Genomic DNA, 21,602 nt, shown 5'->3' on the forward strand with positions numbered 1-21,602 from the left:
ATTTGTTGTGTACCGGGTTATCCATAATTAAATAACAGTGAGCTATTCATGCCCGCTGCCGCTTGCTACGGTAAATCATCCATTGGCTGTATTTATTGCCATATTTTGCCTGGTTTTTTCAGGTTATTATTATTAGAGGTGATATTATGAAAAAGATTATTCTGACCCTGGTATTAGCATCAGCAAGTATTTCTGCCTTCGCGGGTTACCATCCGGTCGCAAGGACCGCAGCTGTAGCCTCAGCCGATCATCCGGTGGCGGTCGCGGCGGCAACCAGCGATAATGGCAACCATCCGGTGGCGCGTACTACGGCTGTCGCCACAGCGGACCATCCGGTGGCGGTGGCGGCGGCAACCAGCGATAACGGTCGCCATCCTGTAGCGCGTACCACGGTTGTCGCTTCAGCGGATCATCCGGTCGCGGCGGCGGCAGTGACCAGCCATTAATAATCATCTTCCCGGCGCCACGCCGGGATTTTGCCCCCGCCCACCTCAGCGCATCGATTTCCTTTCCTGCTCCGTTTTACGCTATATTGGCGCTATTATCGTAAATTATCTCTTTATCACAGGTAACATCTGCCATGGCTTTGATCCCCAAAAACTACGCCCGCCTGGAAAGTGGCTATCGCGAGAAGGCGCTTAAAATTTATCCATGGGTATGCGGACGTTGCTCGCGCGAATTTGTCTACTCCAACCTGCGTGAACTGACGGTACATCACATCGATCACGATCATACCAATAACCCGGAAGATGGCAGCAACTGGGAGCTATTGTGCCTCTATTGCCACGATCATGAGCACTCCAAGTACACTGAGGCCGACCAGTACGGTACCAGAGTGGTGGCCGGTGAAGATGCGCAAAAGGATGTCGGTGAAGCCACCTACAATCCTTTTGCCGATTTAAAAGCCATGATGAACAAGAAGAAGTAGTCACGCTTCGTCGTAATTGCACACCGCCTGGCGGTTAATTAACACCCAGGCGCAGGGCTAAAGCCTGCGGGTAGGGATCAAAATAGTTTTGCGTCTGCAGATAGCGATCAGGATACTCGGCCAGGTAATGCTTAAGCAGCGTAAGGGGCGCCAGGATTGGGAGCAGCCCCGCGCGATAATGCAGTATCACGTCACGCAGCTCGCCGCGCTGGCGGCTATTCAACCGTTCGCGGAAATAGCCCTGAATATGCATCAGCACATTGGTGTGGTTTTTCCTGGAGGCGGTGTTTTTCAGGATCGCCATCAGCTTATCGCGGTAGGCGACGAAAAAGGCATCCAGGTCTTGCCATTGATGCATCGACGCGACGAAAGGGCCAATTTCTCGATAGCCGGCCTGATGATGCGCCAGTAGCTGCAGTTTATAGCGGCTATGAAAATCCATTAACGCCCGACGGGTCAGGCCATTGGCCCGCAGCGTATTCAGTTCATGCAGGGCGAAAAGACGCTCGACAAAATTCTCTCTTAACTGCGGGTCGTGCAGTCGTCCATCCTCTTCTACCGGCAACCACGGATAGGCTTCCATCAACGCGTGGGTAAACAGGCCGGTTCCTTCTTTGCGCCCGCGGTTGCCTTTTTCATCATACAGGCGCACGCGTTCCATGCCGCAGCTCGGTGATTTGGCGCAGACGATAAAACCTGCTAATTCGCCAAGCCCAGGCAGGTAACCGGCGGTAAAGTCCGCCATTTTGCCTGTGACATCGTCATGCGGATCGCTGCTAAAACGCATCTGAATCTCACCTTCGTCGGTCCGCACCAGGCGCAGAGCCGGACGTGGAGAGCTGAGACCGATGGCCATTTCCGGACAAATGGGTTTGAAGGTTACCCACGGCGCCAGTTCATCCATCGCAAATGGCAATCGTTTATGTCCGCCATCAAAGCGCACGGACGAGCCGGTTAAACAGCCGCTGATGCCAATGACAGGTTGCTTATTCATGGCGTACTCCTCGCTTTGCTCTCACTGGATGGGCCATCGCGCAAAAACGTTTAGCCCGATACATTAAACTTACACAATCACGTATTTTTGTCCAAGTTTTTGGCGTGCTTTTTTAGCGGAGAACATGGCGTAGGGGAGCAAAGCTTTTTTACAAGGAGATAACGTCCAGAGAAATAACCAATTGACGCCAGAGATCTATCTGTCTCTGGCGTGCGGCGGTGAGCTGGCCCGTGGTCACCAGCAACCAGTGGCGTTGAGGAAATATTTCCGGGGCCAGCGCGGTGGCCGGCATCGGCAGCACATCAATGCGATGACCTTGTCCGGTACGCATGAGCGCTTCCAGCCAGATTTCACATGGGTCGCTCAGGTGCCAACCGGTAATCAGAGAGTTATCGCCCGGCGCGCGTTTATCGCCTTCAAGACAAAAAGAGGTGTAGGAGATAATGATGCCGTCGAGGATCTCACGCAGGGTCTGCATCGCCGGCACATTAGCCGATACTTTACTGCGTAATGGGCGCAATACGTTGGTAATCAGCTCAGGGCGGGGATTTTCCCGACCGGCATCGTAGATCAGCTGGCGCAGGGATTCGATTTTTCCCTCTTTCAGCCGCTGCAGCATATTGTCCTGCAGGACAAGCCAGTTATCACCAGGGCCGGCGTCAGAGCGGGTCAATAGCGGTTTAACCTGGCTTACAGGCACGCCTTTTTTTACCCAGTCGAGAATTTTTAGCGCCAGTTGGACATCATCATCGTTATAGAGGCGGTGGCCTCCATCGGTACGCTCGGGTTTCAGCAGGCCGTACCGGCGTTGCCAGGCCCGCAGCGTGGTCGCATTGATGCCGCAAAGACGGGAAAATTCGCCGATGGAGTAGGACATTCCGTATACCTGATAACAGAGATTGTTTTTAATATACTACGAATTACGGTCGGTTGAATGCCATGCTGCTGGTAATAAAGCGCTAGTCTTATGCTTTAAAATCGATACTGGTATTTTTAAACGTCTGATAAGCGTCATCATCCGGCGCGGCGGGAATGTCTGCTTGCATAAATGCGGCTACAACAGTGTTGCATAGTTCTTCATCCCCCTTTTCCACGGTAGCGGAATTTACGGTGCCATCACGCTGCAGCGACAAACGAATCCGACAGGTTTGCCCGGGATACTCCACGGAATCAGGCATTTTTGCCCTGATGGCGGTCATTATCTGTCGGGCGTAGGTAGCCCGACTTGATGGTTTCGACGAAGGGAGGCTGGCGAACAGATCGTCTACTTCAGTGGCGCTCGCCGCCGCGCGCGGCGTGGGCTGATGATGGTGACAACCTGCCAGCAGTAAAGGGAACAATAACAACACCAACGGCGATTTGTTCAGCATGGTAACGCGTCCTTGTTTGTTTGGTATGGGCCAATCATAACGGTAGGCGCTACGCCCTGATAGCTGCTAAACATAGGTGCTTCTACTGTTCGCTCGCCGAATCCCTGAGGACGATTATCACGACGGTTATCACGACTGTTAGCGTAAATGCTGTGTTTCTGCGCCGCAGATACTGCGTCGCCAGGCGCCGGGCGCCTGGCCATACTGGCGCTTGAAGCTACGGTTAAAGGATTGCTGGGAGTCGAAACCCAGTGCGATCGCCACGTTTAAAATAGGCTCGTCGCTGTTGGCTAAGCGTTCGACCGATCTTTGTAGCTTATGCATGCGAATATATTCAGCGAGAGGGTAACCGGTGTGCTCCTTGAAGATCCGCTGCAGGTGCCATTTCGAATAGCCCGCACGCCTGGCAACGGTCTCAATATCCAGACGGCTCTCGAGATTGTTGTCGATCCAATCGAGTAGATCGTGAATAACCGCAGCAGTGTTCATCTTGTTGCTCCACGCAGATAATAAAAGCATCTTTAATTGTTGCATTTAAGGTGGCCCGTTTTAGCATTAATTGCAAGTTTTATTGTTGCAATTAATTCCCTGCCTGAAATGGGCTTTTTTCGATCCAGAAGAATAGCACATAAAGTGCAACAATTATTCTTGCACTTAGTTTAGCGCCTTCCTACAATCGCCGCGATAGTGTATTCGCAACTGTTACAGTTTTGTGGCGATGAACGACACAAATGGCCTCAAGCCTGCCCGGACAAAGGAAGTGGCGCAGCGTCTCCCGCAGCGTCTTGCCCGGCGGCGACAATTACCGGAATAAAAATAATGAGCCTGCAAAAAACCTGGGGAAAACGTCATCTGACTGCAGTAGGTATGGTGCTACTCTCGGCGCTGCTCGCCGGCTGCGATGAAGGCGTCGCGCAAAACGCCGCGCCGCAAGCGCCTGCCGTCAGCGCCGCTGAGGTGGTGGTGAAATCCATTAGTCAGTGGGATAGCTTTAATGGCCGGATTGAGGCGGTGGAAAGCGTGCAGCTACGTCCCCGCGTTTCTGGTTATATTGATAAAGTGAATTACACCGACGGTCAGGAGGTGAAGAAGGGGGAGGTGTTATTTACCATTGACGATCGAACCTATCGCGCGGCGCTGGAACAGGCGCAGGCAACCCTGGCGAGAGCGAAAACGCAAGCAAGCCTGGCGCGAAGTGAAGCAAACCGCACCGATAAATTAATCAATACCAATCTGGTTTCCCGTGAAGAGTGGGAGCAGCGCCGCTCCGCTGCGGTCCAGGCGCAAGCGGATATTCGCGCCGCCCAGGCGGCGGTTGATGCCGCGCAGCTTAATCTGGACTTCACCAAAGTGACCGCGCCTATTGATGGCCGCGCCAGTCGCGCGTTAATCACCAGCGGTAATCTGGTCACCGCTGGCGATACCGCCAGCGTCCTTACCACGCTGGTGTCGCAGAAAACGGTTTACGTCTACTTTGACGTGGATGAGTCGACCTATCTTCACTACCAAAATCTTGCCCGCAGGGGGCAAGGGGCCTCCAGCAGCCACCAGGCATTACCGGTTGAGATCGGCCTTGTGGGCGAAGAGGGCTACCCTCATCAGGGTAAAGTGGATTTTCTGGATAATCAGTTAACGCCGAGCACCGGTACGATCCGCATGCGCGCGCTGCTGGACAATTCGCAGCGTCTGTTCACGCCGGGACTCTTTGCCCGTGTCCGCTTGCCGGGCAGCGCTGAATTCAAAGCCACGCTTATCGACGACAAAGCGGTACTGACCGATCAGGACCGTAAATATGTCTATATCGTTGATAAAGAGGGTAAAGCCCAGCGTCGCGATATTGCGCCGGGGCGGTTGGCTGCCGGTTTACGTATCGTCAAGCAGGGGCTGAACCCAGGCGACAAAGTCATCGTCGATGGTTTGCAAAAAGTGTTTATGCCGGGAATGCCGGTTAACGCGAAGACCGTTGCCATGACCACCAGCGCCGCCCTCAACTGATCCCTTATCTGAGAATCCGCCATATGGACTTTTCCCGCTTTTTTATCGACAGGCCGATTTTTGCCGCCGTGCTGTCGATTCTGATTTTTATCACCGGCTTGATCGCCATTCCGCTGTTGCCGGTCAGCGAATATCCTGATGTCGTACCGCCTAGCGTGCAGGTGCGGGCGGAGTATCCCGGCGCCAACCCGAAAGTGATCGCCGAAACCGTGGCGACGCCATTGGAAGAAGCCATCAACGGCGTCGAAAATATGATGTACATGAAGTCCGTCGCAGGCTCTGACGGCGTACTGGTCACTACCGTCACGTTCCGTCCGGGAACCGACCCCGATCAGGCGCAGGTTCAGGTGCAAAACCGGGTCTCGCAGGCCGAGGCTCGTCTCCCGGAAGATGTGCGCCGTTTAGGCATCACCACCCAGAAGCAATCGCCAACGCTGACGTTGGTGGTGCATCTGTTTTCACCCGGCGGTAAGTACGATTCACTGTATATGCGTAACTACGCCACGTTGAAAGTAAAAGATGAACTCGCGCGTCTGCCCGGCGTCGGGCAGATCCAGATTTTTGGCTCGGGTGAATATGCGATGCGCATCTGGCTGGATCCCAATAAGGTTGCGGCGCGCGGGTTAACCGCATCGGATGTGGTGACGGCGATGCAGGAGCAAAACGTTCAGGTTTCCGCCGGACAGCTGGGCGCCGAGCCGCTGCCGAAAGAGAGCGATTTTTTGATCTCTATTAACGCCCAGGGGCGTCTGCATACGGAAGAAGAGTTTGGCAATATTATTCTGAAAACGGCGCAAGACGGTTCGCTGGTGCGCCTGCGCGACGTGGCGCGTATCGAAATGGGCTCGGGTAGCTATGCGTTACGTTCCCAGCTTAACAATAAAGACGCGGTCGGGATTGGTATTTTCCAGTCGCCGGGGGCGAATGCTATCGATTTGTCTAACGCCGTACGCGCGAAAATGAACGAACTCTCCACCCGTTTCCCGGAAGATATGAAATGGGCGGCGCCGTACGATCCGACCGTGTTTGTGCGCGATTCGATTCGCGCGGTGGTGCAAACGCTGCTGGAAGCGGTAGTGTTGGTGGTGCTGGTGGTGATTTTGTTCCTGCAGACGTGGCGCGCGTCGATTATTCCGCTGATCGCGGTGCCGGTATCGGTGGTGGGCACCTTCAGCATTCTTTATCTGCTGGGCTTTTCGCTGAATACCCTGAGTCTGTTCGGGCTGGTACTGGCGATCGGTATCGTCGTGGATGATGCCATCGTGGTGGTGGAAAACGTTGAACGAAACATCGAAGAGGGGCTGGCGCCACTAGCGGCGGCGCATCAGGCGATGCGCGAAGTCTCCGGGCCGATTATCGCTATCGCGCTGGTGTTGTGCGCGGTGTTTGTGCCGATGGCGTTCCTCTCCGGGGTAACGGGGCAGTTTTATAAGCAGTTTGCGGTGACGATTGCGATATCGACGGTGATCTCCGCCATCAACTCCCTGACGCTCTCGCCAGCGCTGGCGGCGCTGCTGTTAAAACCGCACGGCGCGGCGAAAGACTTCCCGACCCGGCTTATCGATCGCTTGTTCGGCTGGATTTTCCGTCCGTTTAACCGTTTTTTCCATCGTAGCTCAAACGGCTATCAGGGGCTGGTAGGCAAAACGCTCGGGCGACGCGGCGCGGTGTTTGTGGTCTACGTCCTGCTGCTCTGCGCCGCTGGCGTGATGTTTAAAGTCGTACCCGGCGGGTTTATTCCGACGCAGGATAAACTGTATTTAATTGGCGGCGTGAAAATGCCCGAAGGCTCTTCACTGGCGCGCACCGACGCCGTGATCCGCAAAATGAGCGAAATCGGTATGAATACCGAAGGCGTGGATTATGCGGTGGCTTTTCCGGGGCTTAATGCGCTGCAGTTCACCAATACGCCGAATACCGGGACGGTCTTTTTTGGTCTGAAACCGTTCGATCAGCGAAAACACACCGCAGCGGAAATTAATGCCGAGATTAATGCCAAAATCGCGCAAATTCAGCAGGGCTTTGGTTTCTCGATTCTGCCGCCGCCGATTTTAGGACTGGGTCAGGGGTCCGGCTATTCACTGTATATTCAAGATCGCGCCGGTCTGGGTTATGGCGCGTTGCAAAACGCAGTGAACGCGATGTCGGGTTCGATTATGCAGACGCCGGGGATGCATTTCCCGATCTCGACCTATCAGGCGAACGTGCCGCAGCTGGATGTGCAGGTCGATCGAGATAAAGCGAAAGCGCAGGGCGTGTCGTTGACCGACCTTTTCGGGACGCTGCAAACTTATCTGGGGTCATCGTATGTGAATGACTTTAACCAGTTTGGGCGTACCTGGCGCGTAATGGCGCAGGCTGACGGGCCGTTCCGCGACAGCGTGGAAGATATTGCTAATTTACGTACCCGCAATAATCAGGGCGAAATGGTGCCGATTGGCAGTATGGTGAATATTAATACCACCTACGGACCGGATCCGGTGATTCGCTACAATGGTTATCCGGCGGCGGATTTGATTGGCGATGCCGATCCCCGCGTGCTCTCGTCCACGCAGGCGATGACGCTGCTGGCAGGCATGTCTAAGCAGATACTGCCGAATGGGATGAATATTGAGTGGACGGATCTCAGCTTCCAGCAGGCCACGCAGGGCAATACGGCGCTAATCGTCTTCCCGGTCGCGGTACTGTTGGCGTTCCTGGTGCTGGCGGCGCTATATGAAAGCTGGACGCTACCGCTGGCGGTGATCCTTATCGTCCCGATGACCATGCTCTCCGCGCTGTTTGGCGTCTGGCTGACCGGCGGCGACAATAACGTATTTGTGCAGGTGGGGCTGGTGGTGCTGATGGGGCTGGCCTGTAAAAACGCGATTCTGATTGTCGAGTTTGCCCGCGAACTGGAAATTCAGGGCAAAGGGATTATGGAAGCGGCGCTGGAAGCCTGTCGTCTGCGTTTACGTCCGATTATCATGACCTCGATTGCCTTTATTGCCGGGACGATTCCGCTGATTCTTGGCCACGGCGCGGGGGCGGAAGTGCGCGGCGTCACCGGGATCACGGTGTTCTCCGGTATGCTCGGCGTGACGCTGTTTGGGCTGTTCCTGACGCCGGTGTTTTACGTGACGCTGCGAAAACTGGTGACGCGCGGCGAACCGGTTAGGGACGTCCTGCCTGAGTAGGTCGCTGCTAATAACAAAAAACCGCCTTTTCGTTTAAAGGCGGTTTTTTTTCGCAACAAGAAAAGTTAATGCGCTTCTTTATAGCGGGCAGTCAGCTCAGGCAGCGGATCGCAGCCGCTGGTATCGGCTTTTTTGACCTCTTCCAGGGCGCTCGCCACGGTGTGGCGAGCTAACACCGCGAGCGACGCCTGCTCGGCTTCATCGGCTACGGACTTAAAGTACCAGCAAGCGTTGGCGCTGACCACGCAGCGAGCCGGGACGTCAGGGCGAGACGCCCACAGTTTTTTATCTTCAATAACGGAAAGATAGATATCACGCAGCGTGATTTGATCGGCAGGACGGCCAAGATGAATAGAGCCGTTGCGGCCAAGTGTGGAGACGATGATGCCGTCGCGGGTGAGCGGAACCATGAGTTTACGGATAAAGCTCGGGTTGGCTTCCAGGCCGTAGGCCAGGATCGCACTCGTCGAACGTTCACCCAATTGCTCCGCCATCGCTACGCTGAGAACCATCTGCAAAGCTGTCGGGAAGCGGTAATCTAGCATTTTCTTGTCCTGGGTTGCGGTGAATCTTGTTCTTTTTGGCACCGCAGAGGTAAATAATCAGTGAGTAACACTATAACAAATACGGTAATTTTTTTGAAGCAATCTTAGCCAGGCCCCTCGCTTCCAGCCGCCAGCAGCGGCACGACGACATCGCTGATGGGGGTGGCAACGCCCAGCGTTCGGCCATAGCGCTGTATGACTCCGTTGCGGATGTCCCATTCCAGCGGACGATTGGCCTGACGGTCGGCAAGTATCGAGGTGCTTAAATCCGCCGGTGCCTGATGAAACCCATCAACAATTTCCTGCGGCACGCTATCGGCGAGTACCGCCCCTGCGGCGCGCGCCACCGCCAGGCACTCGTGCAGATAGGCCAGCGCCAGCCCGGTGATGTCCTGGCGCGAAAACATCCCGGCGCGGCGATTCGCCAGCACCATCAGGCCAGCGACGGCATTTTGCAGAAGTTTCCGCCAGGCGACCGATGTGAAATCAGCCGTCAACTCAACCGCGCAGCGGGTACCGTCGAGAACCTCGGCTATTTTCTGCCCTTGCGGCGTATCGGGTAGCGTCAGGCGCGGTTTGGCGCGTAACCATACCGAAGCATCCGCCTCTCGTTGTGCCGGAAACCAGACAACCGAAGGCAATACCTTTGCGCCGTTAACATAGGGGTTAAGCAGGCTTTCCTGTTCGACACCGTTCTGTAGTGCGCAGACCACCGTGTTTTCATCGCACAGCGCGTTAAGCCAGCCCGCGCAATCCGCTACCTGGGTGGTTTTCACCGCCACAAACAGCAGCTCAATCGGGTGTTCCAGCGTATGTGGATCGGTCAATACTGGTCCTGGAATGATCGTTTCGCCGTCTTCGTGGCGCAAAACCAACCGTTGATGCGCGGTGCGCCCGCAGAGCAGCGGTTTGCGGCCCGCTTCATGCAGTACGGCGGCAATGGTCGTGCCGATAGCGCCAGGACCTAGCAACGCAACGGAGGGTAGATTAGGCATCATGCATTCTCCTGAATGAACCGTACTCATTAATGAATCAAATTTTCGGCAAAAGCCAGGATCAATTGCCGATATCAGGCAACACTTAGAGCAAAGGCATGGTCTACGCTGACATTGTGCTTTAAACTGCGCGCTGCAAAATTGAGTAGATAAACGATTAATCAGGCGGTAATGGCGATGAACGGTACGATCACAACGTGGTTTAAAGATAAAGGTTTCGGATTTATCAAAGATGAAAATGGTGATAACCGCTATTTTCACGTGATTAAGGTCGCCAATCCGGAGCTGATTAAGAAAGATGCGGCGGTCACGTTTGAACCTACGACCAATAATAAGGGCCTATCAGCTTACGCGGTGAAGGTCATCCCGGAAAGCAAATATCTGTATATTGCCGGTGAGCGCCTGAAGCTGACATCGATTAAGTCTTACCTGGTCTACAGTGAGGAAGTGCCAGCAGATACGCATATCGACAAGGAAAATGCGGTGCTCTCCGTGGGGCTGCTGATGAACAGCATCAAGCCCAAAGCGAGCGTGAAGCCGGGTGAAATGCGTACGCTGAAAAAGCTGGCGATCACTACCTTTCAGGGCACCACGCTCATCTTCTCTGAAGATGAAATCGACATCGACGCCACGGTGAAGCTCCTGAAAGTCTGACCCTGATTTACCGTATCCAAAACATCATTCAAACGATTGTAGAAACGACGATGACAAAACTTACCTTACAAGAGCAGATGCTGAAAGCGGGTCTGGTCACCAGTAAAAAGATGGCTAAGGTTCAGAGAACGGCGAAAAAGTCACGTGTTCAGGCGCGTGAAGCCCGCGAGGCCGTTGAGGAAAACAAAAAAGCCCAGCTTGAGCGCGACAAGCAGCTCAGCGAGCAGCAAAAGCAAGCGGCTTTAGCAAAAGAGTATAAAGCGCAGGTTAAGCAGCTGATCGAAATGAACCGAATCACGATTGCGAAAGGCCATATCGCTTTTAACTTTACGGATAATAATCTCATCAAAAACATTGATGTGGATAAAACCACCCAGGCGCAGCTCATTAGCGGCCGTCTGGCGATTGCCCGCCTTGCTGTTGATAATAACGGTAAATATGAATACGCGATTATCCCTGCCAGCGTGGCGGATAAAATCGCCCAGCGCGACGCCGAGAGTATTGTGTTGAACAGCGCCCTGAGCCAGGAAGCAGAGGACGAAGACGATCCGTACGCTGACTTTAAAGTACCTGATGATTTGATGTGGTAATCAGGAGCAATGCGTTGCTGCCATTCATTGTGCGCCTTTCGTCATGGGGCGGGGGCGCAATTTCAGATACCGATCACAATTTTCCCGTTTATAAATATCCTTTCTGTCACTGGATGTTATCATCCAGCCGGTAAATACCTTTCAACTCTACCGAGGCTTTGATGCTGGAGAATGTAATCATCTGATAATCAGTTTGCCGACCTTTCAGGCCGGGCTGGTTATCACTGCGCTGAAATCGAATGCGGACACCGCTGCGTGTTTGCACGTTTTGCACATGATGATTAAACAGGTTTTCCAGTATGAATTTATCCCGTCAGGAACAACGTACCTTACACGTTCTCGCGAAAGGCGGACGTATTGCGCACATTCGCGATACATCAGGCCGCGTCATTGCCGTGGAGTGCTATAGCCGCGAAGGGCTACTGCTCAGCGACTGTACGCTCGCCGTCTTCAAAAAGCTCCGCACTAAAAAACTGATTAAATCCGTTAACGGCCAACCGTACCGCATCAACACCAGCGGGCTGAATAACGTTCGCGCCCAGCCGGATAACCGCTAAGGAGAGTGACATGACCACAACTATCGATATCCCACGTATCTTTACCATCAGCGAAAGTGAACATCGTATCCATAACCCCTTCACGGCGGAAAAATATGCCACGCTTGGCCGCGTACTTCGCCTGCAGGCAGGGGCGCAGATCCTCGACCTTGGCAGCGGTTCTGGTGAAATGCTCTGCACCTGGGCGCGGGACCATGCTATCGGCGGTATGGGCATTGATATGAGCCCATTGTTTACCGCGCAGGCAAAACAACGCGCCGCAGCACTTGGCGTTAGCGATCGCGTCACTTTTCTCCATAGCGATGCGGCAGGTTACGTTGCCGAACGGCAATACGATGTGGCGGCCTGTATCGGCGCGACGTGGATAGCCGGCGGCGTCGCTGGAACCGTGGCGCAGTTAGCCCGCAGCCTTAAGCCTGGCGGTATGCTACTTATCGGGGAACCCTGGTGGCGTAAGGTACCCGCCACAGAAGAACAGGCGCGCGCCTGCGGCGTTTCTGCGGTGGCCGATTTGTTGCCGCTTCCAGCGCTGGTCGCCACTTTTGGCGAACTGGGCTATGACATTGTTGAGATGGTGCTGGCTGACCGCGAAGGGTGGGACCGTTATGAAGCCGCTAAATGGCTAACGATGCGCCGTTGGCTGCAGGCGCATCCGGATGATGAATTTGCGGTTGAGGTCCGTGCGGAGCTCAATGCCGCACCGCTTCGCCATGTCACTTATACCCGGGAATATTTCGGTTGGGGCGTTTTTGCGCTGATGCAGAAATAACTCTCGTAATATTTGGTCAATTTATTTGAACTATTCTGTTAAATAAACGCCATTTATACATTTTGGCTAAGGGGTAGAGTAGGAGAACCACAAGCAGACGCGGAACGTTATCTCCGCGTCTGCTGAATGTTTTGCCAAATCAGGGTCTATCCTCATGAAAAAGATTGGATTTTTGTCATTTGGCCACTGGACGCCATCGCCGCAGTCGGCGACTCGTTCCGCTGCCGACACGCTTTTACAATCCATCGATCTGGCAGTTGCCGCCGAAGAGTTAGGCGCGGACGGCGCCTATTTTCGGGTGCACCATTTCGCCCGCCAGCTCAGTTCACCGTTCCCGCTGCTGGCCGCTATCGGCGCGAAAACTAAAAAGATTGAGATTGGCACCGGCGTTATCGATATGCGCTACGAAAACCCGCTATATATGGCGGAGGATGCCGGCGCTGCAGATTTGATAGCCGGTGGGCGTTTACAGCTTGGCATCAGCCGGGGCTCGCCGGAACAGGTGATTGATGGCTGGCGTCATTTCGGTTTTCAACCGCAGGATGGCGAGTCTGACGCTGATATGGCGCGGCGCCACACTGAGGTCCTGTTGGACGTGCTGCGCGGCGAAGGTTTCGCTAAACCTAACCCGCAACCGATGTTCCCCAACCCGCCGGGATTGCTGCGCCTTGAGCCGTATTCTGCCGGACTACGCGAGCGTATCTGGTGGGGCGCGGGCTCTAATGCCACGGCGATGTGGGCGGCGAAGCTCGGTATGAACCTGCAGAGCTCGACGCTGAAAGATGATGAGACGGGCGAACCATTCCATATCCAACAGGCGAAACAGATCCGCGCTTATCGTCAGGCCTGGACGGAGGCGGGGCACACGCGTACGCCGCGGGTATCGGTCAGTCGGAGTATTTTTGCCCTGATGGACGATCGCGACCGGATGTATTTTGGCTCCAGCCGGGATAACAGCGATAGTATTGGTTTTCTTGATGAGAAAACCCGCGCCATTTTCGGCCGCAGCTATGCCGCTGAACCCGATAAGCTCATCGAGCAACTGAAACAGGATGAGGCGATCGCAGAAGCGGATACTTTATTGCTGACGGTGCCGAATCAGCTGGGCGTGGATTATAACGCTCACGTGATTGAGTCTATTCTGAAGCACGTTGCACCGGCAATGGGTTGGCGTGATTAAAAGAATGCCACGCGGGGCATTAATTGATGCTCCGCGATGACATAAAAATATTAGCTTTGTTTATCTTTTGAACAAAAAGTGTGATCTTGATCAAGCCATACCCGCGCGGACTTAAAGAATATTGCAATGCTGTAACAATATTATTCATGGCGAGGGATTTATGGCAATTAAGGACTTTTTTGTACAAACTGCACCAGGTCGGCGTCGCTATGGCGTCGCATTATTAGTTGGGGTTATTGCCGGAATTATGTCGGCATTCGTTAAGTGGGGGGCGGAAGTACCTCTGCCGCCGCGAACATTTTCCGGTGGGCGTGATGAATTTAATCCTCCTTATCTCTTTTTACGCGACTATCTTGGCATTGACCCTACACATACCGTGTACACCTTCTCTGAGCATATCATCAACCCGGTAATGGTCACGCATATCATCTTTTCGCTGGTGTTCGCGATTGGCTATTGCGTGGTGGCGGAGATATTCCCAAAAGTTAAATTATGGCAGGGAGTATGGGCCGGTATTGTCGCCACCATTGCGGTACACTGGATTTCATTTCCGCTATTAGGACTTACGCCGTCGTTATTAAACATTCCGGCTGATGAATATATTTCTGAACTGCTTGGCCATATTTTTTGGTTCTGGGCAATTGAAATGATTCGTCGCGATCTGCGTAACCGAATTACCCACGAGCCTGACGCAGAAATTCCGTTAGATGCGCCATTCAGATAATTTAAAGCCTCGCGAGTCATAAAACCTGCGAGGCTTTGAAATGAAAAATCCGCGCCGGGGCGCGGATTTTATCGTCCGGGATTAGACGTTGAACAAGAAGTTCATTACGTCGCCATCTTTAACGATGTAGTCTTTCCCTTCCGCACGCATTTTACCGGCTTCTTTCGCGCCTTGTTCACCTTTATAAGCAATGAAATCTTCATAGGCGATGGTCTGGGCGCGGATAAAGCCTTTTTCGAAGTCGGTGTGGATTTTACCGGCAGCCTGCGGCGCGGTCGCGCCAACCGGAATAGTCCATGCGCGAACTTCTTTGACGCCGGCGGTGAAGTAGGTCTGCAGGTTCAGCAGAGCGTAGCCTGCGCGGATCACGCGGTTCAGGCCCGGCTCTTCAAGGCCCAGCTCGGCCATGAACTCGTCACGCTCTTCGTCGTCCAGCTCGGCAATGTCGGATTCAACGGCGGCGCAAACCGGAACCACCACGGAACCTTCTTGCTCAGCGATAGCGCGAACCTGGTCGAGATACGGGTTGTTTTCAAAACCGTCTTCGTTAACGTTGGCGATGTACATGGTCGGCTTCAGGGTCAGGAAGCTCAGATAGCGGATCGCTTCTTTCTCTTCTTTGCTCAGATCCAGCGCGCGCAGCATGCCTGCTTTTTCCAGCTGCGGCAGGCATTTTTCCAGCGCGGCCAGTTCAACCTTAGCGTCTTTATCGCCGCCTTTGGCCTTCTTGGACACGCGGTGAATGGCGCGTTCGCAGGTGTCGAGGTCGGACAGCGCCAGCTCGGTGTTGATAACGTCAATATCTTCCGCCGGATCGACTTTACCCGCGACGTGGATAATGTTGTCATTTTCAAAGCAACGCACTACGTGGCCGATGGCTTCGGTTTCACGAATATTGGTCAGGAACTGGTTACCCAGACCTTCGCCTTTGGACGCGCCTTTAACAAGACCGGCAATATCAACGAATTCCATGGTCGTCGGTAGGATACGCTGCGGCTTGACGATCTCAGCCAGTTTGTCCAGACGCGGATCGGGCATCGGTACGACACCGGTGTTCGGCTCAATGGTACAGAACGGGAAGTTGGCCGCTTCAATACCTGCTTTGGTGAGCGCATTGAACAGGGTGGATTTGCCGACGTTGGGCAAACCGACGATACCGCATTTGAATCCCATGATTTAAATCACCTTAATCTTTGGATAATCAGTCTGTTATGAATAACAGACTGTAGAAAAGTAAATAGCTTCGCCTATTATACACGGTGTGCGGCAAAAATTCCGCACGTCGGACGCTTATTGCGCTTTAAAGGCGTGTAAACGGTTGGTAGCTTTGGTTAAACCGTCTTTCAGCCACACCTCTGTACAGCGCGCCGCTTCATCAACCGCTTCGTCAATTAGCTTCTGTTCGCTGGCCGGTGGTTTACCCAGCACAAAGCCGACAACTTTATTTTTATCGCCCGGATGGCCAATTCCGACGCGTAAGCGGTGAAAGTTTGGGTTATTACTCAGCTTGCTGATAATGTCCTTCAGGCCATTATGACCGCCGTGCCCGCCGCCAAGTTTGAATTTAGCGACGCCGGGGGGTAAATCGAGCTCGTCGTGGGCGACCAGAATTTCATCCGGATTAATACGGTAAAAGGTAGCCATCGCGGCCACGGCTTTGCCGCTGAGATTCATAAAGGTGGTCGGCACCAGCAGACGCACGTCTTCCCCCGCCAGGTTCAGGCGCGAGGTATAGCCGAAGAATTTGCTCTCTTCTCGCAGCGGCGCGCGGTGGCGCTCCGCCAGTAAATCTACGTACCAGGCGCCGGCGTTATGGCGCGTTGCCGCGTATTCCGCTCCGGGGTTAGCCAGGCCGACAATCAGTTTTATCGTCACTTTTTATTCCTGCATAGGCGTACTTTGCCGCGTAGTGTACTGCCTGCGTCGGCGCTTGACAAAATTCTGCCAGCGAAACGCTACCGTTGCTGATAATTTCCACTTTGAACCATTAGAATTTGATGTTGTTCAGTGGCTTATTTGTAAACTTTTGTTGATCAGATGTTCCCGAATGTGATCACTCACGCAATCACTCATATCCCTATTGTCTATACTTAACCTATAAATTTTGGGGATATTCCCATGTAGCCCAAGGTCCGGAGGTGACATATGAAACGCAGAAACGCTTCGTTACTCGGTAACATACTGATGGGTTTAGGGTTGGTTGTGATGGTGGTCGGCGTTGGTTACTCTATTTTAAACCAGCTTCCACAATTTAACCTGCCGCAATTCTTTGCTCATGGCGCGGTGTTGAGTATTTTCGTCGGCGCCGTTTTATGGCTGGCGGGCGCTCGCGTTGGCGGTCATGAAAGAGTCTCCGACCGCTATTGGTGGGTACGCCACTACGATAAACGCTGCCGTCGCGACCAGCATCGTCACAGCTAACTGAATTCAGCTCGCCGGATCTCCCTTCCGGCGAGCCTCTCTTTTATTGCGTTAATTCAATATCCGCCAGCGCCGCGGTACGGTCCGGGTAGAAGCTCAGGCGTCCCGGAATCGGCTGGACGCCTGCGCGCGCTAAAGTACGCAGCGGCTGGAACTCAAGGTTCGATACCCGCAGCTCGCAGCCTTCCGGCAGGCGCTTCACAAAGCGCAAGAAAGCGTCAAGACCGCCGGCGTCCAGCACCGGCACCGCATCCCACTTCAGCACCACCACGCGTTTGCCTGCAATCCGGCTTTCCAGATCGGTAAACAACCCTTCCGCCGCAGCGAAGAACAGCGGGCCGATCACCCGTAGCACCAGAACATCGTCCGGCACTTCAACGTTGACCGGCGCCAGTCGCGTCATGCGCGCGATGCGGCGCATAAACAGCAGCGAAGCCAGCACGATACCGACGCTAATGGCGATGACCATATCGAACAGCACGGTCAACGACATGCACATCAACAGCACAACGATGTCGTCTTTTGGCCCGTGGCGTAGCAGGTTAATCACCTTATGCGCCTCGCTCATGTTCCACGCTACCATCAGCAGCAGGGCAGCCATGGCCGACAGCGGCAGCCACGAGAGCAGCGGGGCGAGGATTAGCAGCGCGAGGATCACCAGCAGGGCATGGATCACCGCGGAAATCGGCGAGGTCGCGCCGGCGCGCACGTTAGCCGCGGAGCGAGCAATCGCCGCGGTGGCGGTAATGCCGCCAAAGAATGGCGCGATGATATTGCCCAGGCCCTGGCCGACCAGCTCGCTATTCGCTTTGTGTTTGGTGCCGGTCATACCATCGAGCACCACCGCGCAGAGCAGTGATTCAATGGCGCCCAGCATCGCCATAGAGAAGGCGGCAGGCAGCAGCGCGCGCAGCGACGACCAGCTCAGGGTGAACTCCGAGCCCGGCATATCCCACGGCAACACCAGCTGCGGCAGCAATTGCGGGATACCGTTGCCCTGGCTGCCATCGGCGAGGATATAGTGGAACTGCGAGCCGATGGTCGCCACATGTCCGCCGAGTAAATTAACGATGCCCATCACCGCACAGCCCGCCAGCAGCGCCGGCAGGTGCCCCGGCAGGCGGATGCCCAAACGCGGCCAGAAAATCAGAATACCCAGCGTCACGATACCGATGGCGGCATCGCCAACGTTAATTGTCGGCAGCGCCATCACCAGCGCGCCGACTTTCTGCAGATAGTGCTCTGGGACATGCGCCATCTGCAGACCAAGGAAGTCTTTAATTTGCATGGTACCGATGGTGATGCCGATACCGGAGGTAAAGCCAAGGGTGACTGAAAGCGGGATATATTCAATCAGACGGCCAAAGCGGGCGAGGCCGAAAAGGATCAAGAAGATACCCGACATTAGCGTCGCCACCAGCAAGCCGGCCAAGCCAAACTGTTGTGACACCGGATAGAGGATCACCACGAAGGCCGCGGTGGGGCCGGAAACGCTAAAGCGTGAACCGCCGGTCAGGGCGATGACAATCCCCGCCACCGCCGAGGTGTAGAGTCCATATTGAGGCGCTACGCCGCTGCCAATTGCTAACGCCATCGCCAGCGGGATAGCGATGATCCCGACGGTTATCCCGGCGATGAGATCGCGGGTAAAGCGCGATGCGGTGTACTTTTCTTTCCAGCAAGCGTCGATGAGGGCGCGGAAAGGCATCACATGTGAGGAAAATAATCTATTCACAATAATGTTTCATCCATGAGCGCATCATCTGTCAACTGAATGGCAGGTGAAGGAGGCATTAGTCATACAAATATGAACCAGAGACAAAAAAACCCGCCGCAGCGGGTTTTTCGGCTGGGCTCGATTAGTGCTCGAACATAGCGGAAATGGATTCTTCGTTGCTGATACGACGAATCGCTTCGGCCAGCATACCTGATAGGGTCAGGGTGCGGACTTTGTCCAGCGCTTTGATTTCCGGCGTCAGCGGAATGGTATCGCAGACGACGAATTCATCAATCACAGAGTTTTTAATGTTCTGGATAGCATTGCCGGAGAAGATCGGGTGAGTCGCGTAGGCGAAGACACGTTTCGCACCGCGCTCTTTCAGCGCTTCCGCGGCTTTACACAGGGTACCGCCGGTATCGATCATGTCATCAACCATCACGCAGTCACGGCCAGCGACGTCGCCGATGATATGCATCACCTGAGAAACGTTAGCGCGCGGGCGGCGTTTATCGATGATCGCCATGTCGGTATCGTTCAGCAGCTTCGCGATAGCGCGAGCGCGAACCACGCCGCCGATGTCCGGAGAAACCACGATCGGGTTGTCCAGATTCAGCTGCAGCATATCTTCGAGCAGAATTGGGCTACCGAATACGTTATCAACCGGAACATCAAAGAAGCCCTGAATCTGTTCAGCGTGCAGGTCAACGGTCAGTACGCGGTCAACGCCGACACTGGACAGGAAGTCAGCGACGACTTTAGCGGTGATTGGCACACGAGCGGAACGTACGCGACGGTCCTGGCGGGCATAGCCGAAGTAAGGGATAACAGCGGTGATACGACCTGCAGAAGCGCGACGCAGGGCATCAACCATAACAACCAATTCCATCAGGTTGTCATTGGTGGGAGCACAAGTGGACTGGATGATGAAAATATCACCACCGCGTACGTTTTCGTTGATTTGTACGCTGACTTCGCCGTCGCTAAAACGACCTACAGCGGCGTCGCCAAGAGAAGTGTACAGGCGGTTGGCAATACGTTGTGCTAGTTCCGGGGTGGCGTTACCAGCAAAAAGCTTCATATCAGGCACGAGAAGAACCTCAGGCATGCGTCCAGTGGTGGATGAAACGGGCCATTAAACTGTGCGGGCCGGCGCCATCTCATCCAGGCGGTGTATTAAAGAGCACGATGCAACGTCTGGAACAGGGTGACGTTGTCACCGATACTCTGTTTGCCCGGCAAACTTGCCGTTATTCATGCAAAAAGCAGAATTACTTCAGTAGGGCTTGCTTCAGCGGCGAGACATTTATTCCTCGCGCAACAAAGCCTTGCAGCCATTCCGGGGCTTTTTCCAGCACCTGACGAGCGGCGGATTCGGTGTCAAATTCAGCAAACACACAGGCTCCTGTGCCAGTCAGGCGCGACGGCGCGTATTCTAACAGCCAGGAAAGCGTTGCATCAACCTCACGAAAACGTTTTCTTGCGATAACCTCGCAATCGTTGCCGAATTCACAGTTTAGTAAGGTATTAATTGACCTGCTCGGGGTATTTCGTGGTAACTCCGGATCGCGAAAAATGATCGGCGTCGGGATACTCACGCCCGGGTGGGCGACCAGATACCATTTTTCCGGCGGATCGACCGGGGTGAGAATCTCGCCAACCCCTTCGGCAAACGCCGCGTGACCGCGAACGAAAACCGGGACATCGGCGCCGAGCTGTAGCCCAAGCGTCGCCAGCTGGTCTTCGCTAAGCCCGCAGCCCCACAGATGATTGAGGGCTACCAGCACCGTCGCGGCGTTAGAAGAGCCGCCGCCTAAGCCGCCGCCCATCGGCAGGCGTTTGTCGATGCTGATATCCGCGCCGCTGCCTGCGGGGAGTTGACCGTGAGACTCCGCCGCTGCCATCAGCAATCTGGCGGCGCGGATAATCAGGTTCTCTTCATCCGGCACGCCGGCGACCGGCGTTAACAACCGCAGTTTCCCGTCGCGGCGCGGTTCAATGGTCAGCGTGTCGCCATAGTCGAGAAACTGAAACAACGTCTGCAGCGTGTGATAACCATCGGCGCGTTGACCGGTGATATACAAAAACAGATTCAATTTTGCGGGGGCGGGCCAGCGACTCATCATTTCACAATCCAGTTATCCATTTTCAGCTTGATGCGCTGGCTGCCGTTGTTGAGTTCCATATTAGACGGCAGGGCGGGTTTGGTGTCGCTGGTGTAGCCGCTGTAGGTCACGTGCCAGGTTTTACCGTTCTGCGTGTAGTTGAGTTCGCGCAGGCGGTACTGGTCATCCAGCGAATAGTCGGTGGCATCGCCCGGCAGGCCGATAATCCACTGACGCAGGCTGTTAAGCGGGATCGGCATGCCGGTCAGGCGGCCAATCATCTCTTCGGCATCGGTGGCGTTGTAGGTCTGGCCTTTGTTGTCAATCAATTGGACGCCGCCCGGCTGCGCGGTTAATGACAGTTCGGTGCTGCCAAGCGGGTTGGTCAGCAGCAGGCGGTAGCGGTCCTGGCCGGTTTGTTGCCAGAAGAAACGGGCATACACTTTCTGCTCATCGGAAAGATAGGCAAACGCCCCGCGGGTCTGGAACTGGTTAAGGTTGCGGACATCCTGCTGGTGCTGGCGCCATTGCGGGGAGTCCGGGCTTTTGCCTGGCCCTTGCGGCGGAGTATTGATTGCACAGGCGGTCAGAACGAGGCTTGCCAACGGCAGCAGGCGGAACAGTCGATTCATAATGATGACAAATCCTTGATGTCTACAGTGAAATGCGGCGACTGATGGTTCGCACACCGATTTGTGTAGCGGGTTGCAATAATAACCCTTAATGCTAGCGTCGCTGGCCGATAGCGTCTACGTTCAAGTTGTCTGAAATCAAAAAATTACCGTTAGTGGCTATTAAGCCCTGACTATTACTCCAAAAGGGGGGCGTCTCTTTTATTGAGTACGCGCATCCTGTATGATGCGCTCAGACTAACCTTAGCAA

General features: G+C 54.5%; 22 protein-coding genes and 1 pseudogene. 11 read left to right on the forward strand and 12 right to left on the reverse strand.

The genetic code is table 11. From position 1 onward, the window contains the following. The first annotated feature begins 146 nt into the window (after nucleotides 1-146). Nucleotides 147-446 carry a hypothetical protein gene (locus tag ABLU78_RS05245; RefSeq protein WP_015367134.1) on the forward strand — a complete coding sequence of 100 codons (300 nt, stop codon included), beginning with the start codon at nucleotides 147-149 and terminating at the stop codon, nucleotides 444-446. A 134-nt stretch (nucleotides 447-580) separates the two neighbouring features. Then, nucleotides 581-928, forward strand: coding sequence for an HNH nuclease YajD (yajD, locus tag ABLU78_RS05250; protein WP_015367133.1), 348 nt, complete (start codon nucleotides 581-583; stop codon nucleotides 926-928). A gap of 34 nt (nucleotides 929-962) precedes the next feature. Here yajD and ABLU78_RS05255 read toward each other — a convergent pair whose 3' ends face one another. From ABLU78_RS05255 to ABLU78_RS05270, 4 genes are all read right to left on the reverse strand, one after another. Beyond that, a complete protein-coding gene (locus ABLU78_RS05255; protein WP_048228655.1) occupies nucleotides 963-1,922 on the reverse strand; it encodes a DUF523 and DUF1722 domain-containing protein in 960 nt (319 codons plus the stop codon). A gap of 148 nt (nucleotides 1,923-2,070) precedes the next feature. Next, nucleotides 2,071-2,799: a MerR family transcriptional regulator gene (locus ABLU78_RS05260; RefSeq protein ID WP_048228656.1), complete on the reverse strand. Its 729-nt coding sequence runs from the start codon at nucleotides 2,797-2,799 to the stop codon at nucleotides 2,071-2,073. 88 nt (nucleotides 2,800-2,887) lie between these two features. Continuing rightward, on the reverse strand, nucleotides 2,888-3,292 hold the full coding sequence (gene tolA, locus ABLU78_RS05265; RefSeq protein ID WP_015367130.1) for a cell envelope integrity protein TolA: 405 nt from the start codon (nucleotides 3,290-3,292) through the stop codon (nucleotides 2,888-2,890). A 138-nt stretch (nucleotides 3,293-3,430) separates the two neighbouring features. Then, a complete protein-coding gene (locus ABLU78_RS05270) occupies nucleotides 3,431-3,781 on the reverse strand; it encodes a helix-turn-helix domain-containing protein (RefSeq protein WP_015367129.1) in 351 nt (116 codons plus the stop codon). 330 nt (nucleotides 3,782-4,111) lie between these two features. On the opposite strand from ABLU78_RS05270, the gene ABLU78_RS05275 reads away from it, so the two are divergent. Next, on the forward strand, nucleotides 4,112-5,287 hold the full coding sequence (locus ABLU78_RS05275; protein ID WP_015367128.1) for an efflux RND transporter periplasmic adaptor subunit: 1,176 nt from the start codon (nucleotides 4,112-4,114) through the stop codon (nucleotides 5,285-5,287). Between the two features lie 23 nt (nucleotides 5,288-5,310). After that, the gene (oqxB, locus tag ABLU78_RS05280) at nucleotides 5,311-8,463 is read left to right on the forward strand and encodes a multidrug efflux RND transporter permease subunit OqxB (protein WP_045386296.1); all 3,153 of its coding nucleotides are present in this window, start codon (nucleotides 5,311-5,313) and stop codon (nucleotides 8,461-8,463) included. 65 nt (nucleotides 8,464-8,528) lie between these two features. On the opposite strand, the gene ABLU78_RS05285 is transcribed toward oqxB, so the two are convergent. Beyond that, complete coding sequence (locus ABLU78_RS05285) at nucleotides 8,529-9,008, reverse strand: Rrf2 family transcriptional regulator (protein ID WP_015705070.1); 480 nt, start codon at nucleotides 9,006-9,008, stop codon at nucleotides 8,529-8,531. A gap of 104 nt (nucleotides 9,009-9,112) precedes the next feature. Next, nucleotides 9,113-10,003: an oxidoreductase gene (locus ABLU78_RS05290; protein ID WP_048229274.1), complete on the reverse strand. Its 891-nt coding sequence runs from the start codon at nucleotides 10,001-10,003 to the stop codon at nucleotides 9,113-9,115. Between the two features lie 171 nt (nucleotides 10,004-10,174). Between ABLU78_RS05290 and ABLU78_RS05295 the strand changes: the two genes are divergently transcribed. The 6 genes and pseudogenes from ABLU78_RS05295 (at nucleotide 10,175) to ABLU78_RS05320 (ending at nucleotide 14,477) form a co-directional block, all read left to right on the forward strand. Next, the gene (locus ABLU78_RS05295; protein ID WP_032714284.1) at nucleotides 10,175-10,657 is read left to right on the forward strand and encodes a cold shock domain-containing protein; all 483 of its coding nucleotides are present in this window, start codon (nucleotides 10,175-10,177) and stop codon (nucleotides 10,655-10,657) included. A 50-nt stretch (nucleotides 10,658-10,707) separates the two neighbouring features. Continuing rightward, the gene (locus tag ABLU78_RS05300) at nucleotides 10,708-11,247 is read left to right on the forward strand and encodes a DUF2058 domain-containing protein (RefSeq protein ID WP_015367123.1); all 540 of its coding nucleotides are present in this window, start codon (nucleotides 10,708-10,710) and stop codon (nucleotides 11,245-11,247) included. A 299-nt stretch (nucleotides 11,248-11,546) separates the two neighbouring features. Beyond that, entirely contained in the window at nucleotides 11,547-11,804 is a 258-nt protein-coding gene (locus tag ABLU78_RS05305) for a YjhX family toxin (protein WP_015705074.1), read from the forward strand. A 22-nt stretch (nucleotides 11,805-11,826) separates the two neighbouring features. Beyond that, nucleotides 11,827-12,573, forward strand: a pseudogene (locus ABLU78_RS05310) (class I SAM-dependent methyltransferase); the annotation flags it as partial. 154 nt (nucleotides 12,574-12,727) lie between these two features. Further along, complete coding sequence (locus ABLU78_RS05315) at nucleotides 12,728-13,753, forward strand: LLM class flavin-dependent oxidoreductase (RefSeq protein ID WP_015367119.1); 1,026 nt, start codon at nucleotides 12,728-12,730, stop codon at nucleotides 13,751-13,753. Nucleotides 13,754-13,913: 160 nt separating this feature from the next. After that, nucleotides 13,914-14,477: a DUF1440 domain-containing protein gene (locus ABLU78_RS05320; RefSeq protein ID WP_015367118.1), complete on the forward strand. Its 564-nt coding sequence runs from the start codon at nucleotides 13,914-13,916 to the stop codon at nucleotides 14,475-14,477. Between the two features lie 81 nt (nucleotides 14,478-14,558). Here the strand turns inward: ABLU78_RS05320 and ychF are convergent, their stop codons facing one another. Further along, nucleotides 14,559-15,650 (reverse strand): redox-regulated ATPase YchF, encoded by a 1,092-nt coding sequence (gene ychF, locus ABLU78_RS05325; RefSeq protein WP_015705079.1) that lies wholly within the window; start codon nucleotides 15,648-15,650, stop codon nucleotides 14,559-14,561. A gap of 117 nt (nucleotides 15,651-15,767) precedes the next feature. Beyond that, nucleotides 15,768-16,352, reverse strand: a complete 585-nt coding sequence (gene pth, locus ABLU78_RS05330) for an aminoacyl-tRNA hydrolase (protein WP_048228658.1) — start codon at nucleotides 16,350-16,352, stop codon at nucleotides 15,768-15,770. Nucleotides 16,353-16,622: 270 nt separating this feature from the next. On the opposite strand from pth, the gene ychH reads away from it, so the two are divergent. Next, nucleotides 16,623-16,898, forward strand: coding sequence for a stress-induced protein YchH (gene ychH, locus ABLU78_RS05335; RefSeq protein ID WP_015367115.1), 276 nt, complete (start codon nucleotides 16,623-16,625; stop codon nucleotides 16,896-16,898). A 43-nt stretch (nucleotides 16,899-16,941) separates the two neighbouring features. Here ychH and dauA read toward each other — a convergent pair whose 3' ends face one another. The 4 genes from dauA to lolB form a co-directional block, all read right to left on the reverse strand. Then, nucleotides 16,942-18,633: a C4-dicarboxylic acid transporter DauA gene (gene dauA, locus ABLU78_RS05340; protein WP_026612348.1), complete on the reverse strand. Its 1,692-nt coding sequence runs from the start codon at nucleotides 18,631-18,633 to the stop codon at nucleotides 16,942-16,944. Between the two features lie 124 nt (nucleotides 18,634-18,757). After that, entirely contained in the window at nucleotides 18,758-19,705 is a 948-nt protein-coding gene (prs, locus tag ABLU78_RS05345) for a ribose-phosphate diphosphokinase (protein WP_015367113.1), read from the reverse strand. A 181-nt stretch (nucleotides 19,706-19,886) separates the two neighbouring features. After that, nucleotides 19,887-20,738 carry a 4-(cytidine 5'-diphospho)-2-C-methyl-D-erythritol kinase gene (ispE, locus tag ABLU78_RS05350; RefSeq protein ID WP_015367112.1) on the reverse strand — a complete coding sequence of 284 codons (852 nt, stop codon included), beginning with the start codon at nucleotides 20,736-20,738 and terminating at the stop codon, nucleotides 19,887-19,889. Continuing rightward, a complete protein-coding gene (gene lolB / locus ABLU78_RS05355) occupies nucleotides 20,738-21,352 on the reverse strand; it encodes a lipoprotein insertase outer membrane protein LolB (RefSeq protein ID WP_032707781.1) in 615 nt (204 codons plus the stop codon). The genes ispE and lolB overlap by 1 nt, the downstream gene beginning before the upstream one ends. Between the last annotated feature and the right edge of the window lie 250 nt (nucleotides 21,353-21,602).

Origin of the sequence: Klebsiella sp. JN_Kp122, assembly GCF_040062085.1 — a bacterium.
Classification (GTDB): Bacteria; Pseudomonadota; Gammaproteobacteria; order Enterobacterales; family Enterobacteriaceae; genus Klebsiella; species Klebsiella aerogenes.

Bases quoted from the DNA above. Each gene is read 5' to 3' on its own strand.
- ABLU78_RS05285 (WP_015705070.1), bottom strand. From the start codon at position 9,008: ATGCTAGATTACCGCTTCCCGACAGCTTTGCAGATGGTTCTCAGCGTA.
- lolB (WP_032707781.1), bottom strand. From the start codon at position 21,352: ATGAATCGACTGTTCCGCCTGCTGCCGTTGGCAAGCCTCGTTCTGACC.
- ABLU78_RS05320 (WP_015367118.1), top strand. From the start codon at position 13,914: ATGGCAATTAAGGACTTTTTTGTACAAACTGCACCAGGTCGGCGTCGC.
- ABLU78_RS05260 (WP_048228656.1), bottom strand. From the start codon at position 2,799: ATGTCCTACTCCATCGGCGAATTTTCCCGTCTTTGCGGCATCAATGCG.
- ychF (WP_015705079.1), bottom strand. From the start codon at position 15,650: ATGGGATTCAAATGCGGTATCGTCGGTTTGCCCAACGTCGGCAAATCC.
- tolA (WP_015367130.1), bottom strand. From the start codon at position 3,292: ATGCTGAACAAATCGCCGTTGGTGTTGTTATTGTTCCCTTTACTGCTG.
- oqxB (WP_045386296.1), top strand. From the start codon at position 5,311: ATGGACTTTTCCCGCTTTTTTATCGACAGGCCGATTTTTGCCGCCGTG.
- ABLU78_RS05255 (WP_048228655.1), bottom strand. From the start codon at position 1,922: ATGAATAAGCAACCTGTCATTGGCATCAGCGGCTGTTTAACCGGCTCG.
- ychH (WP_015367115.1), top strand. From the start codon at position 16,623: ATGAAACGCAGAAACGCTTCGTTACTCGGTAACATACTGATGGGTTTA.
- yajD (WP_015367133.1), top strand. From the start codon at position 581: ATGGCTTTGATCCCCAAAAACTACGCCCGCCTGGAAAGTGGCTATCGC.
- ABLU78_RS05270 (WP_015367129.1), bottom strand. From the start codon at position 3,781: ATGAACACTGCTGCGGTTATTCACGATCTACTCGATTGGATCGACAAC.
- ABLU78_RS05305 (WP_015705074.1), top strand. From the start codon at position 11,547: ATGAATTTATCCCGTCAGGAACAACGTACCTTACACGTTCTCGCGAAA.
- ABLU78_RS05295 (WP_032714284.1), top strand. From the start codon at position 10,175: ATGGCGATGAACGGTACGATCACAACGTGGTTTAAAGATAAAGGTTTC.
- ABLU78_RS05275 (WP_015367128.1), top strand. From the start codon at position 4,112: ATGAGCCTGCAAAAAACCTGGGGAAAACGTCATCTGACTGCAGTAGGT.
- ABLU78_RS05315 (WP_015367119.1), top strand. From the start codon at position 12,728: ATGAAAAAGATTGGATTTTTGTCATTTGGCCACTGGACGCCATCGCCG.
- ABLU78_RS05245 (WP_015367134.1), top strand. From the start codon at position 147: ATGAAAAAGATTATTCTGACCCTGGTATTAGCATCAGCAAGTATTTCT.
- ispE (WP_015367112.1), bottom strand. From the start codon at position 20,738: ATGAGTCGCTGGCCCGCCCCCGCAAAATTGAATCTGTTTTTGTATATC.
- ABLU78_RS05290 (WP_048229274.1), bottom strand. From the start codon at position 10,003: ATGCCTAATCTACCCTCCGTTGCGTTGCTAGGTCCTGGCGCTATCGGC.
- ABLU78_RS05300 (WP_015367123.1), top strand. From the start codon at position 10,708: ATGACAAAACTTACCTTACAAGAGCAGATGCTGAAAGCGGGTCTGGTC.